The 14,271-nt window shown below is 60.3% G+C and carries 11 protein-coding genes; 2 read left to right on the forward strand and 9 right to left on the reverse strand.

Annotated elements, in window-relative coordinates; all coding sequences use genetic code 11:
* Nucleotides 1–41 precede the first annotated feature (41 nt).
* From ACJ8IP_RS01575 to ACJ8IP_RS01595, 5 genes are all read right to left on the reverse strand, one after another.
* Nucleotides 42–791 (reverse strand): fimbrial biogenesis chaperone, encoded by a 750-nt coding sequence (locus ACJ8IP_RS01575; RefSeq protein WP_442524281.1) that lies wholly within the window; start codon nt 789–791, stop codon nt 42–44.
* Complete coding sequence (locus ACJ8IP_RS01580) at nt 791–2,131, reverse strand: fimbrial protein (protein WP_047026270.1); 1,341 nt, start codon at nt 2,129–2,131, stop codon at nt 791–793. Before ACJ8IP_RS01580 ends, ACJ8IP_RS01575 begins: the two co-directional genes overlap by 1 nt.
* Before the next feature lie 27 nt (nt 2,132–2,158).
* Entirely contained in the window at nt 2,159–4,690 is a 2,532-nt protein-coding gene (locus ACJ8IP_RS01585; RefSeq protein WP_072627781.1) for a fimbria/pilus outer membrane usher protein, read from the reverse strand.
* Between the two features lie 20 nt (nt 4,691–4,710).
* The gene (locus tag ACJ8IP_RS01590; RefSeq protein WP_116286413.1) at nt 4,711–5,433 is read right to left on the reverse strand and encodes a fimbrial biogenesis chaperone; all 723 of its coding nucleotides are present in this window, start codon (nt 5,431–5,433) and stop codon (nt 4,711–4,713) included.
* Nucleotides 5,434–5,522: 89 nt separating this feature from the next.
* Complete coding sequence (locus ACJ8IP_RS01595) at nt 5,523–6,056, reverse strand: fimbrial protein (protein ID WP_046686889.1); 534 nt, start codon at nt 6,054–6,056, stop codon at nt 5,523–5,525.
* A gap of 375 nt (nt 6,057–6,431) precedes the next feature.
* On the opposite strand from ACJ8IP_RS01595, the gene ACJ8IP_RS01600 reads away from it, so the two are divergent.
* Entirely contained in the window at nt 6,432–7,115 is a 684-nt protein-coding gene (locus tag ACJ8IP_RS01600) for a helix-turn-helix transcriptional regulator (RefSeq protein WP_226773005.1), read from the forward strand.
* A gap of 1 nt (nt 7,116) precedes the next feature.
* Here ACJ8IP_RS01600 and ACJ8IP_RS01605 read toward each other — a convergent pair whose 3' ends face one another.
* Nucleotides 7,117–7,617 (reverse strand): winged helix-turn-helix transcriptional regulator, encoded by a 501-nt coding sequence (locus ACJ8IP_RS01605; protein ID WP_049204151.1) that lies wholly within the window; start codon nt 7,615–7,617, stop codon nt 7,117–7,119.
* A 155-nt stretch (nt 7,618–7,772) separates the two neighbouring features.
* Here ACJ8IP_RS01605 and ACJ8IP_RS01610 point away from each other — a divergent pair, with 155 nt between their 5' ends.
* On the forward strand, nt 7,773–8,201 hold the full coding sequence (locus ACJ8IP_RS01610) for a tautomerase family protein (RefSeq protein WP_273974336.1): 429 nt from the start codon (nt 7,773–7,775) through the stop codon (nt 8,199–8,201).
* 54 nt (nt 8,202–8,255) lie between these two features.
* Here the strand turns inward: ACJ8IP_RS01610 and ACJ8IP_RS01615 are convergent, their stop codons facing one another.
* From ACJ8IP_RS01615 to ACJ8IP_RS01625, 3 genes are all read right to left on the reverse strand, one after another.
* Nucleotides 8,256–11,582: an efflux RND transporter permease subunit gene (locus ACJ8IP_RS01615; RefSeq protein WP_103682115.1), complete on the reverse strand. Its 3,327-nt coding sequence runs from the start codon at nt 11,580–11,582 to the stop codon at nt 8,256–8,258.
* 10 nt (nt 11,583–11,592) lie between these two features.
* Nucleotides 11,593–12,759: an efflux RND transporter periplasmic adaptor subunit gene (locus ACJ8IP_RS01620; protein ID WP_232094503.1), complete on the reverse strand. Its 1,167-nt coding sequence runs from the start codon at nt 12,757–12,759 to the stop codon at nt 11,593–11,595.
* Between the two features lie 917 nt (nt 12,760–13,676).
* On the reverse strand, nt 13,677–14,261 hold the full coding sequence (locus ACJ8IP_RS01625; RefSeq protein ID WP_033642752.1) for a TetR/AcrR family transcriptional regulator: 585 nt from the start codon (nt 14,259–14,261) through the stop codon (nt 13,677–13,679).
* Nucleotides 14,262–14,271 lie beyond the last annotated feature (10 nt).

Here is a 14,271-nt window from a genome sequence, read left to right on the forward strand (position 1 = left end):
CCCTATTTCCTGTACTTAAAAAAATGCGCTGCTTTTTATCGTTATGGGTTTGCTGTGTATGGCTTGACGATCTGCTGGCCCTGGTCGTTGATGAGGGTGGCCTGAACGGTGGCCCGAGAGGGGAGCGCGGATGCCGAAACGCCGTCGAGGTGATAATCCCGCGAGCTGAATGGCGCGGTCATCATGTCGCTTTCTTGCCGCACCGGGTAATCGCGCCTGTCGGCGTGCACGGCGATGCGCGCGAACGAGAGATAAAACGCCGATCGGTTTTGACAGCGCAGCAGATAACCGTCCGGCGATTTTTGCAGCGTGAATGAGACGGCCTCGGCCGCGTTTTCGGCTTTTCCCTTCAGCGCCCTGGGCCGGTAGAAGATTTTCATCTGGGTGTTCATCGCCAGCGTCACGCGCGACGCCAGCGGCGGCGTGGTCGGCCGGGTGGGCGGGATCTCATACAGGTTAAGCCAGAACACCGACTCTCTGTCGGCGGGCAGGTTCGCGCCGGCAAACAGGATCCGCAGCCCTTTCAGCGCCGAAGGCTGCAGCGCGAATACGCTGGGCAGGGCGACAAACGGCGCGCGAGACAGTTCGGGGGCGGCGTTGACGTCACCGTTATCGACCCAGGTTTGCGCCACGATCGGGTAACCGTTGGTGTTGAGCAGCATCAGGGTTTTTTCCGTCTCGCCCTCGTGAAAGATCACCCGCGTGGCGGAGGCGATGATGCCCGCCTGCGTGCCGATGGAGGCCAGCGCCAGCAGCAGGGCGCATCCCATAATCAGGTATTTCTTTCTCATCATTGCACCTTAACCCAGACGTAGGCCCTGGCGTCCACCTTGCCGGCGGTGACGGTCTGGCCAGGCAGCCGGGCGAGCGTGGCGGTGAGCTGGGTGGTGTAGTGGGTAAACCCCGCTGCGGTGCTGCCGCCGCCGCTGGCGCCGTTGAGCACCGGATACCAGCCGGCGTCGCTGCCCTGCGGGCATTGCCCGGCGCTGCAGCGCGCCCAGCCGACAAAGTTCATCGGCGCGCCGTTGCCGGCGTTGGCGAGCGCGATGCCCACGCCGGTGGCGACGCTGCTGTCGGTGCCGTAGCCGCTGGAGAGCAGGTAACTTACGCCGCCGTTGGCGCTGACCAACCCGAGCCGCTGCGCCGCGACATAGCTTTCATACGGCACCTGCAGGCCGAGGGCGGTATTGTTGCTGCTGACGCCGGACACGGCGGCGTTGTCGCATTCGATATTGAGGGTGAACTGCGCCTGCGAGGTTTGCCCGGCGGTCAGTTGGCTGACGGAGAGGGTCGGCAGGATCACCAGCGGCGTGACGTTGCGCGCCACGCAGGTGGCGGTATAGGTCAGCGAAGAGATCGGTGCAGTGCCCATGCCCATCGCGTTCCAGCGCCCGGTGCCCCAGGTGGCGTAGTTGGTGGCGGAGTCGCTGCCGATAGGATCCGAGGCGATGCCGGGCCCCTGAAAGGTGACATAGCCGTTCGGCTGCGTGCAGGTATAGTTCGAATTGCCGGTGGTCGACGCCATGCCCACCAGCGGGTTGCCGGCGCTGTAGCCGCAGTAGTTGCTGGCGCCCGCGCCCGGCAGCGAGCTGATGCGGATCAGATCGGCGCGGATGGCGCTGAAGTCTTTCACCCGGATCTGGATTTTGTTGCCGACGGTGGCGTAGCGGGTAATCGGCGCCGACTGCCAGTAACGGGTAAAAACCTTGCCGGAATCCAGATGGGTCAAACGAATGCCGACGTAAGGGAAGTAGGTGGCGTAATAGTTGGGGTTGCCGTCCCTGGCGCCCAGATCGTAATAGCCGCCGACGCGATCGTCGCCGTTGGTGGCGAAGACTTCATAAATTTGCCCAACATCGCCGGCATCGCATTCATACAGCACCTTGTTTGGGTCGGGATAGCGGGTGCCGGAGGTCAGATCGAACACGCTGGTGCCCAGTGGCGTGCCGACGGGCTGCAGATAGGTGCTGGTCAGGTTGACCCGACCCAGCGCCGTGCCCACCCCGCAAGGATCGCAGCCGGAGTCGATCCAGGGGGCGACGCGCGTGCATTGCGCCAGCGCCGCGGGCGCGCCGAACAGCGACAGGGCGAACAGCGCCGGGGCGGCGACCAGATAAGAAATGCGTTTCATCGTCTCTCCTGAGATAAGTTAAACGGGTTAGCGGCACGGAGCGCTGAGCCGCTGAATCGGGCTGTCTTCCGCGGCGGGCAGGCGATAGTGCAGCGTGCACTGCTGGCCGGGCGCGTCGCCCCAGTTCAGCGTCAGCGTGCCGGCATTCCGGTCGCTGCGCAGATACACCTGATTGGCCTGGCCAACCATGCCTACGCTGTTGCCCGCGTTGTCCAACACGTTGGCGCCCATCGGGATCGGCGCGTTGTCGGGACGCTGTGCGGTAATCAGCAGCGCCTGGCCGCGCACGGTGTTGAAGCGCAGGCGCACCGTGGCGCCGGCGTACGGGGCGACGCGTTGCTGGCCGTCCTCCAGTTCTGCTTTATCATTCATGCCCTCGGGGTTCAGCGCGACGGTGTTGTAGTGATAGGGCACCAGCGCCGGCGCCAGCGCATAGCCGAAGCGATCGACGCGCGCGCCTTGGCCGCCCATCACCTGCGCGCCGTTGGCGCCGGGCGCCTCTATCAGGGCGAAGGTATCACCGACATACGGCCCTAATGTCACGCCGCCGCGGTGCGCCACCACCGCGCCCTGCAGCGACAGTGAGCCTTGTCGATACTGGCGCGCGGTGGAGAACGAGCCGGTGACGTTGGCGTAAGGCAGGCGGGTTTGCAGGTTGCCGCCCCAGATGCTTTGTTGGCGATCGTCGTCGGTGGTGAAGTTCAGGCCGTAGCTGACCGGCTGTTCGTCGCCGACGCTGCCCGACAGCGCAGCCTGATAGTTGCCGCCCTGACCCTGGCTGTGGTTGGCCAGCAGCGAGACGCTGGGGGCGGATGACGAACGCCCGAGCGGGAAGCTGAGCGACAGGGCGGTGACGGTTTGCGTGTTCTGCGCCAGCGGCGCGCTGTAGACGTTATCCAACGGCCCGTAGCCGCGATAGTCGCCGTTGCTGTAGCCCAGGCTGCGGGTGCGGGTGACGGAGAGGTTAAGCGCCACGCCGTTGCCGAAGGTTTTCCCCCAGCCCAGCTGGAGCTGATTGTCGCGGCCGCGCTGATCGCGGTAGTCCTGGGTCGAGCCGGACATCGTCAAGCTGCCGAACGCGCCCATGCCCTGATTGACGGCCACCTCGAAACGCGAACGCTGGCGGTAGGAATCGGACTGCCAGCGTTGGCCGGTGACGGCGGCGCGTCGCACGCCGAGCACGTCGCTGAGATCGCGGAAGCCTTCGGTGGAGTAACGGTAGCCGGCGATGGATAAGGTGGTGTCCGTCGGGCTGAAGGTTCGGCTGTAAGAGAGATGCAGCATCCAGCCTGAGGCGCCGCCGTCCGGCAGGCTGGCGTGGGAATAGGTGGTGTCCATGCCGAACGCGCCCAGTTCGCTGCTGTACACGCCGCCCAGCATCATCGCCTGATAGCCGTCCGCCAGCTGGTTGCCGACGTTGAAGGTCAGGGCGTTGGTCAGGCCGTGTTGCCAGGTCAGTTCGCTGAACAGATCGTTATCGCCGACGTAGCGGGAACGGCCGACGATGGCGGAGTAGCGCGACTGGCCGGGGCGGATGGATTCCGGCACCGCGGCGAACGGCACGGTGAAGGTGCTGACGCTGCCGTCGGCCTCGGTCACCACCACGGTCAGATCGCCGGCGTAGTTGGTGGCGTACAGATCGTTGATGGCGAACGGCCCCGGCGCCACGGTGGTTTCGTACAGCGTGCTTTTACCCTGCAGCACCGTCACGCGCGCGTTGCTTTTCGCCACGCCGCGCACCACCGGCGCATAGCCGCGCTGTGAATCCGGCAGCATGCGATCGTCCGAGCTGAGCTGAATGCCGCGAAAGCCCAGGCCGGAAAAGAAGTGCCCGTCGGTAAAGCCTTCGCCCAGCAGCATTTCACTGCGCCAGGGCAAGATCGCGCGCTGCACGTAGCGGCGGCTGGTGTCCAGGTGGCCGCCGAACTCCCGATCGTAGCGGTAGCTGGATTGCTGGCGGTAGCGCCAGAGCCCGAGGTTGAACCCGCCGTTCAGGTTGGCGTAGGTCGAGTCGAGGTCGCGGGTTTGCCCCTGTCGGTAGCTGACGTGGTACTGGTTGAGGTTGTAATTGACGAAGACCATCGATTCGCCGCCGTCCAGGCTGGCGGGATTGACGCTGCCGCGCGGCTGGCCGTTCAACAGCGCCTGCGGAATGCTCAGATCCAGGCGCAGCCGCGAGATATCGGCGTTCACCGTGATGTCCTTCAGATCCCGGCCGGGCAGCAGGCATGCCGTTTCGGCCGACGGCGGATTTTTCAGCCCGAAGCGCGTCAGCTGCGCGCGATCGAAACAGGGCAGTACCTGCTTGCCATCGCGCACGAAACGAATTTGATCGCGCTCGAGAAACTGGCCGTTGAGGTACAGATCGATCTGATAGCTGCCGGGGGCGACGGCGTCCTGTTGGTTGAATTGACTCAGGGCGCTGTTGCTCAGCACGCTGCCGCGCAGCAGCGCGGGATCGAAGGTGTAGCCATCGGCGGCGGCGCAGCCCAGCGGCAGCGCCAGCAGAGCGCAACACCAGCGTGCGGGAAGCGGCGTCGCCTTGCGAGCATCGAACATGAAAACCTCCCTGTCTGGTTTCAGCGCGCGACGTTCAGGGTGCGTGTGATTTCCACCCCATAGTCATTGATGACGCGCAGCGCGATCTGCCGCACCTCACCGTTCACCGGCCAGCTGGCCTGCGAAAACGGCGGGATCAGGTCCGCCTGCGGGATCGCGGTGCGTTTCGCGTCGCTCAGGATCGCGGCCTGGCTGACGTTGGCGTAGTAGCCGGTCGGGTTATCGACGCGCAGCGCGTTGCCGACCTGGCGCAGGCTGAGCTTATCGATGACGTGGTTGGCGTCGCCGGCCAGCCCGGCCGGGCGATAGAACACTTTCAGGCGATTGGTGACCACCAGCAGCAGTTTGTTCTTGTCGCTGTCCGTCTGACGCACGGCGGGCACCTGCAGGAAGTTGAGGTAGAACAGCGATTCGCGATCGCGCGGCAGCGGCTGGCCGACGAACGACAGCCGCACCATCTGCCCGCTGTGCGGATTCATGCGGAAGATTTGCGGCGAGGCGACAAAAGGCGCGTCGGCGTTTTCCGGCGTGGACTTGGGGTTATTGATATCGAGCCAGATCTGCATCAGCGCCGGGGCGCCGTCGTCATTGGTGAATTGCAGCGTTTTTTCCCGCGCCTCGGCGGGGTAGATCACGCGATTGCCGAGCAGCGTGACGCTGGCCGACGCGTAGCTGGCGGCAAAACTCATCAGGCAAAACGATAGGGCGGCCCAACGGCGGGCGTAACGGGTTATCTGCTGCATAAACGTGAACCGATAAAGGGAGCGAGTCATTCAGCGCCGTCCGCTAAGGAACGGCGCTGTCATCAACAGGTATGGCGCCTGACGCCGGCTTATCTGTAGGTAATGGCGAACTGTGCGGTGGCGATCACCGAACCGGCCGCTACGCCGGTATCTTCCGCGTAGTAGCGAGCCACCAGGTTCTGCGAGGTGGACGTGGCGTCTTTCGCCAGCGTCATCGCCGACGTGGTGACGGTAGAGCCGCTGGCGAATGACAACGGCGTAGTGGCGTCGCTGTCCAGCAGTTGAATGGAAACCTTGGCCGCATCGCCCGCGTTGCCCAGGTTGCCGTTAACTGTCGGGTTGTTGCCCGCCAGCACGGTTTTGATCGCCGTATCGCTGGTTGCCGCCGCACAGCCCGTGACGTTAACGGTAAAGGTGGTGTCGCCGGCGGTGGCGCCTTTGGTGGCGAGCTGGCTGGCGGCGACGGTCGGCAGCAGAACAACCGGGTTGGATTGGTTGCCGTTAATATTCACCGAACAGGTTTGCGTGCTGACTTCGCCTTTAAATTGCACCGTATTGGACGAGGCGGCCGCACAGGCGCCGGAGAGAGTCAGCATGGATAATGCGACTAATTTAACATTCATGTGAAATGCCCTTTAATTTACTTTAGAGAAAAGCTTTCCTGACAGTAATAATTTACTGACGTGCGGTTGTTGATTAATCATGTTGCGCAATTGTTTTTTAAACGCGTCGGCAAACATGGATTTTCATCCTAACAAACTAAGAATTTTCCCTATAGATATTTTGAATAAGGCAATAAGGCGATGGCTCCTGTTGTTACATTTGCTTTCATTTTCGCTTATATCATACAAAATAGAAAATAGATCTATATCATTGCGTTGCATTTTTATTGAATTGTCAGTTTTTGTGAATGAAATAATTTGAAACATTCATGCCTTTTTTGCGTATTAATCAAAGCGCTGGCTGTTGCATGATTATTTGAAAAACATGTTATCAAGATGTTTTATATCGGTGTGCTTTGCAGGCGAATTACCCCAAAAAAGAGCAGCGACAAGCCGCCTGAGGTGTGGAAGCATACTTTTACGCTGATAAGGAGAATTAAAGTGAGAGTGATTTATATCGACGGTTCACCGCTGTGCCGTTTGGGGATGAAAACATTATTGGGAGAAGGAGTGATAACCTTATCCTCGCCCAATATTAATATTATTAAAAATATAAGCCCTGCGCCTGATTTAATTATCATGGATTTCCCCCATGAAATTTATCGGTTCGAAGCGTATTTGCGATTTATTCACGCCTCACGTGCTGAATATGAAGGCGTCCGGATACTGTTCTTCGTCGATAAGACTTCGCCGCTGATCCTGGCGTTTATCGCGGCGGCGCAGCCGGATGCGATTTTGCACAAACGGGAAGCGTTGCAGGTGGTGCGGGAGACCTGCGCGGCGCTGAGCCGCCGGGAAAAGGCGGGCGAACGGCGCGCGCTGAACAGGCATCGGGCGGCGGCGATCACGCCCGGTGAGGCGGCGGTGCTGTGTGAAACGGCCCGCACGGAAGATATCCGCCTGACCGCGCGGCGGCTGAATTTGCACCCGAAAACCGTTTATTCGCACCTCAACAATGCCGGCAAGAAGTTCGGCATCCGCAATCGGGTGGAATTGCTGAAGATGATTGCGCTGCTGTAGATCACAACGAACGGGCTTGGCCGACGGCCAGCCGCCATTGCGTCATTTCGTCGGCGCCCGGCCCGGCCGCCAGCGCCAGGTTTTGCGCCGGCAGCGATTCGCCGGTCACGACATCCACCGCGCGCAGGGTGGCAGGGTGGCCGGTTACGCGGTCAACCACGCGCAGCGGCGGCCCGGCCAGCTCGGACAGATTCCATTTGTCGCCAATCTGAATCATCGCCATCACCAGCAGCCCGAGATCTTTTCCTTTCTCCGTCGGCAGATACTCATAACGAGCGGGGCGCGTTTGGTATTGCCGCTTTTCGATAAGGCCGTGGCTTTCCAGGGCCTTGAGCCGGTCGGCCAGCGTATTGTTGGTGATGCCGGTCGAGTGGCGCAGATCGTCATAGCGCGAGAGCCCCAGCAGCAGATCGCGCATGAGAATAGCGCCCCAGCGATCGCCCAATGCCGACAGCACGTGCGCCACCGAGCACGTCATGCCTTCAAACCCTTTTGCTTTCACGTTGCTTTACCTCCGCTTGCCGCCTGATTGCCGAGAATGTTATCGCCTCGGCTTGATAACTTCAATAATTGGAGTTATTACTCTTATTATTGGAGTTTATAATTAACAGCGGCTGATGGCCTGAGCGCCGGCCGGAAACCCTAGGAGACAACGCGATGCCACTGTGGCAGATTTACCACCCTGAGCCGGCCTTCAGCGACGCCGATAAACGCGCGATTGCGCAGAAGGTCACCGCCCTGTACCAGGAATTTTTGCCGCGCTTTTACGTCAACGTGTTCTTCCACGCGCTGCCGCCAGGTTCGGCCTATCTCGGCGGCGAACCGGCCGATGATTTCGTGCGGGTGACCATAGACCATATCGCGCGCGCCATGGACAACGACGCAGAGCAGCAGCAATTCCTGGCGGCCTGCACCCGCATCCTGCACCCCTACATCGCCGCCCGCGGGCTGCGCTGGGAATTGCACGTCGACGAAACGCCGTTCTCGCTGTGGACGATAGACGGATTGAAACCGCCGGCGCCGGGGACGGCGGCGGGGGAGAGGTGGCGCAAGGAGAACCGGCCTTCGGCGTGGGAGGGAAGTTGATGGGGGAGCGGCGGCGGCAAAACGCTATTCGCCACCGCGAACCGTTATCAGCGCTTAGCCTTTTCGCTTAAAGACCTTCTGCCGCAGCCAGTGTTTGATCTGGCCCCAATACTCTTTGCCCAGCAGGGCGATGGCAATGACAAACAAGGTTTCACCGACCACGACAAGCGTAGAGACAACGACAATCTTGTAGGGGATGTCGAGGAACGGAATGACAGGAAATGCCAGCCAATACAGCAGAACTACGATAAGCATGGCAAACCCGGCTTTCTTCCTCCCGCTCAGGTTCTTGCTGCGTGCCAGCAGGCTGGGCAACTTGCGCAGCCAGTTTTCAAGATCGTCAATCAGGGTATAAACGACAGGGATAACCAGCAGGCTCAGCACGGTGGAGGTGATCAATCCTCCGATGACGGCCACCGCCATCGGGCTGCGGAAGCTGGGGTCGGCACTGCCGAAACCCAGAGCCACGGGCAACATGCCCGCCCCCATCGCTAACGTCGTCATGATGACGGGGCGGGAACGTTTGTGGCAGGCATCAATCAGCGCCTCTGTCCGGCTCATGGGTTTATTCAGCACTTCGCCATTCGGGCCGTAATGGCCGCGCCGTGACTCGATCGCATAATCGACCAGCAGTATCGAGTTTTTGGTCGCAATTCCCATCAACATGATTAACCCGATCAGGGATGACATCGTGAACGACTGGCCCGCCAGAAGTAACCCAACGAATGCGCCGCCCAATGACAGCGGGAGCGCGGCCAGGATGGTGATCGGTTGGAAGAAGTCTTTGAACAGCAGAACCAGCACGACATAGATGGCCAGGATGCCGGCGACCATAGCCGTGCCGAAACCGGCAAACAGTTCCTTCATCATTTCGTCATCACCCTGCACAACCTGGTGCACGCCGACCGGCAGATTCTGGATTGACGGCAGCTTCGCCACCTGAGCGGCCAGATCCCCGAGTTGGGTGCCCGACAGTTCCACGTCAAGGGTCACGCTGCGTGTGCGATTGATGCGATTAATCTGCGCCGGCCCACTGCCTTGCTCAATATTGACGATCTGATTGAGCAGCACCGGGCCTCTGGCGCCGGGTACGGTCAAACGTTCAAGTAGCCCCATATCTTCACGGATGTCCTTTGACAGCTTGACGACGATCGGGATCTGGCGCTGCTCCACGTTGAATTTAGACAGAAACTGATCGTAGTCACCTACAGTTGCAATACGCAAAGTATCGGCAATCGCGACGCCCGATACCCCCAGATCGGCCGCTTTGGCGAAATTGGGTTGCATGAGGATTTCGCTGCGCGCCAGCCCGGCACTGGAGGTAATGTTACCGAGGCCGGGGAGCTGCCGCAGGTCACTTAATACTGAATCGGCCGCCTTAGCCAGCAGCTGAGGATCATCACCGGCCAACACCAATTGGTATTTTTCACCTGAGCCGCCAAACCCCACTTTGCTGCGAACCCCCGGAAGTGCTGCCATTGCCGTGCGTATCTCGCCTTCGATGACCTGCTTCTTCGGGCGCGCTTGACGCGCATCCAACAACACCGTCAGCGTTGCCATGCGAACGTCGGTTTTCCCATCGGAAGCCATGACATCGCCGCCCGTTGCACCGCCACCGAGGGTGGTATAGATGTTACGGATATGCGGTATGGGCGCCAGGCGATGCCGAGCGAGTTCTGCCATGGCCTGGGTTTGTTCCAGCGTGCTCCCTGGCGGCAGCTCCAACGTCACCTGCGTCTGGGAGTTGTCATCTGCAGGGAAAAAGCCCTGGGGCAGCAGAGGGATAAGCATCAGAGAGCCAATAAAGAACCCGCCGGCCAGCGCCAGGGTGAGCCCGCGGTGCCGCAGCGTCCACCGGCAGGCGCGCAGGTAGATCGCCATCCAGAAAGGATCGCGCTGAGGGCGCGTATGCGGTTTCATCAGGTAGGCGGCCATCATCGGCGTCAGCAAGCGTGCCACAACCAGCGAGGCAAACACCGCCAGCGCCGCCGTCCATCCAAACTGCGTGAAGAATCTTCCGGCAACGCCGGACATGAAGGCCGTCGGCAGGAAAACGGCGATCAAGGCAAACGTCGTGGCGACGACGGCCAGGCCGATTTCCGATGCGGCATCCATCGCGGCCTGGTACGGCGGTTTACCCATGCCGATGTGGCGTTCGATGTTCTCCACTTCGACGATGGCGTCATCCACCAACAGGCCAATCACCAGCGACAGCGCCAGCAGCGTGACGATACTGAGCGAAAAGCCCATCATGTCCATACCGATGAAGGCCGGTAAAATCGACAGAGGCAACGCCGCCGCCGAGATCAACGTCGCCCGGATATCGCGCAGAAACATGAAGACCACCAGGATGGCGAGAATGGCGCCTTCATAGATCATGTGCATGGAAGCGTCGAACTCCTCCTGCACAGGCCGGACAAAGTCGAAGACCTGCGTGATGTGCAAATCAGGCCGCTCCGTGCGCAACTGCGCCAGAACTTTTTCAACCTTGTTGCCGACCTCGACTTCACCGGCGCCTTTGGCGCGCGTGATCTCAAAGCCAACTACCTTCTTGCCGTTGAGGAGCGCAAGTGCACTGCGTTCCGCAATGGTGTCTTTCAGCGTCGCCACGTCGTCCAGGCGAAAACGTTGCCCGCCGGGCAACGACAGTTCCACCGCGGCTAGTTCATCCACGTTCTTGACGCGGGCGACCAAACGCAGCGGCTGTTTTCCCCGCCCCAGATCGACTCGCCCGCCCGTCGCGTCCATCTGTACATCGCGCAACTGGCGGGAAACTTCGGCGGCGGTGGCGCCAATCGCCTCCAGTTTGACCGGATCGAGTTCGACTTGAACCTCGCGGTTCACGCCGCCCACACGGGTGACCGACCCTACGCCGGCGACGCCTCTCAGACGCCGCGACAGGGTATTGTCCACGAACCAGGACAGTTCATTCTCATCCATCTTGCTGGCGCTGATGGAAAAGGCCAGGATAGGTTTGCCCGTGATGTTGAGCTTGCGAACGATAGGATCACGTAAATCCGTCGGCAACTCGGTGCGAATGCTTTGCACGGCTGACCGGACTTCATCCACCGCTTCCTGAACGGGTTTTTCCAGACGAAACTCCGCTGAGATATCGACCAGCCCATCCTGGATCGTGGTGCGCAGGTTCTTCAACCCCTGTACCGAAGAGACGGTGTCCTCCAGCTTGCGCGCCACCTCCGTTTCGAGCTGGGGCGGCGCCGCGCCCGGAAGCGAAGCGGACACGGTGACCGTAGGCACATCCATGTCCGGGAAGCTCTGGATCTTCATCAATTTGAAAGAATAAAAGCCGGCAACGCTCAAGATGACAAAGAGCAAGATAGACGGAATGGGGTTGCGAATGGACCAGGTAGAGATATTCATGATGGGCCTCTTAGCGCGCTTCCGATGAGTGGGAAGCATCGGTGGTGTTGGCCAACTGGACTTTATCGCCCTCATTGAGGAATACGCCGCCGCTGGCGACGATGCGTTCCGCGCCTTGAAGACCGGACAGGATCTCCTGCTGGTCATTCACCAGACGGCCTATCGCGACTTTAAGCGGATGTGCACGCAGCTCGTCATCTACGGTGAACACCAGGTGAAAACCGTCGCGCGCCACGACGGCGGATTGCGGCACGGTCAGCCCTTGCCGATCGCCGACCGTAATCAGGCCGCTGGCATACGTGCCGGGCCGAATGGGAGAGGCGTTCTTCGCTGTCGATGGGAGGATGTCCACATAGGCAATCCCGCGGCGCGAGGTCGAATTGACCGTCGGTGCGGCCAGGCGCACGACGCCTTCCCAGGTGTTACCGCCAGGTGAGGCGATCTGCGCTTTTTGCCCCGGTTGGATTTGTTCCAGCTGCTGCGCTGACAATTCCGCTCGCCATTCAAATTTTCCCTGGCGGATCAGACGGAACATCTCGGTGCTTTGCATAGGAACTGAACCGATCGTGGCCGATCGCGCGGAGATGATGCCGTCATCGGGGGCGCGCAATATCGTCTGGTCCAGTCGCAACTGCTGGGCCGACATGCGTGCTTTCGCCGATTCCAGACGCGCCTGCGCCGTCTTTTCCTGGGTTAACAGTTTTTGGATATCCTGTTCACTCAGGCTGCCGACACCGCGCAGCAATCGCGCGCGTTTTCCATCCGCTTGCGCATTCAGAGTGACCGCTTTCGCTTCGTTGAGATCGGCTTTCGCCAGCAGCCAGTCATTCATCACGGAGTCGCGTGTAAATTCCGCCAGCGGTTGGCCCTGGCGCACCACATCCCCTTCCTGCACCAACAGTTTTTGCACGCGCAGCCCATTGGCTTCCGGGCTGATGATCGCCTCTTGCCAGGCCGCAACAGAGCCATTGGCCGTGACGGTGCGGGAAAGGGACTGTCTTGCCGGCGTTGTCAGGGTCACTGTCAGCGTCGGTTTATCTGCCGGTGGGGCAACCTTGTCCGCCGGCGTATCGCAGGCCGATAAGGCGGCGGCAATCGGCATCGCCAGCACGGCTGCATGCAGGCTCCGCAAAGACCAAAAGCGGGGACGCGTGTTTTTAGCTATCAGTTGTGTCATCGGGAGAACCCATAAGGTGAATGATTTGTCGAACCTGTCGCCAGCGGTGCGGCGATGTATTGCTCTGTATTGAATTTCAAACGAATACGGCGCTGTCCTGCAGCGGTTCAGCCTGGCGTTGAATCCTTGTTCGCTCTGACGCAGTGAACAGACGCCGTATCCACTTCCGCACTGTCGATCGCACGCGGCTATGATGCTCAGGCGGTTCAGCCTGCCAATCCGCCGCGCTTTCGCCGGGGTCGGTATCCACGCTCGATAGATCCAACGTCCAGGGAACAGAATGCTTGGTTGTGTGGCGGTTGATCCCGCTTCCATCGGCAGCGGTCTTGCCACGCTCGGCGACTTCCTTCTGAGCAGATTGAGACGCCCGGCGAGGGGGCGTTTGTATCGCCCGTTCGAAGGATTCAGGCAATGGCGCGCTTTGGGTAGAGAACGCGTGTTGTCGCCGGCAGGTACGCGATGCGTAATAGAGGGCCGCAGCCTCTGTCGCAACCAGTTTGCGGGCGTCATTCCATAACGCTTGAACGCACTCCAAATTTGCGCGCGCAACCGACGTTTGTGCTCCGCGCTCATTCTCCAAGTGACTGGGCTTGCCGGCCGGAGCGCGCAAGCGCCGGGCGCCGGATTCATTTCGGGCGGGGGGCCATGCATTCCACACAGACACATGCGCCGAGCCAGGCAGGGAGGCCCGCCATTTTGTTGGAACATGCTGGGTTCCTGACAAACGGTCTGATGCAGGTGCGGTTGCGCAAGCGCAGAGGATCAAAGACACGCTGAGAATAAGAGAAACGAATATGAGTCGGCGGAGCCTTGGATAGGGCCGTGTTCGCAGCATTTTTAGTTTTGAAACGGGTGGCATGATTGTCGTGTCTTTTTAATGCGTGAGTACGCACTCATTATATAATTAAAAAAAGAAGCTAGATGGCTGTATGAGCGTCAGGAAGCTCAATGGCTCGCATCATGGCTTCATAACCTGCGCGTTTGTAAATATCCAGCAGGTGAGGTTTTTGAACGGCCATATCGATAACGCCATTGGCCATTACCGTGCAAATCATGCCCTGAAACTCGCTCGACTGCGGTAAATCCAGCCCCTGGACCAACGGAATACCCAGTTGGGAAATATCACCGAACCGTACGCTTCTTTCCCTCTGTGCGCTGGATAACTTGCCGGAGACCATCAATTTGTTTCCTGTCGCATACGCGGCGGGATTGGCGAGCGCCCAGTCAATGTAGGCATCCCAGGCGGCCTGCATGTTATCTTTACCAGGCGAAACGTCCTGCAAGCTTTGCGTCAGCAGGCACTCCATTTCATCAAGCAGGTAATCGCAGACTGCGCTCAGCAGTACGTCCTTATTTTCAAAGTAGCGGAACAGCGTACCCTCCGAGACGCCAGCCTTCCTGGCGATGGCCGATGTGGGCGCCGCTAATCCTTGTTCGGCAAAAATGTCGGTGGCGGCCTGCAAGAGCGCCTGCTGCTTTTCTTCACTGCGGGGACGGGCCACTTTGCGGCTC

This window comes from Serratia sp. CY52157 (assembly GCF_052168495.1).
In the GTDB taxonomy this organism is placed as follows: domain Bacteria; phylum Pseudomonadota; class Gammaproteobacteria; order Enterobacterales; family Enterobacteriaceae; genus Serratia; species Serratia ureilytica.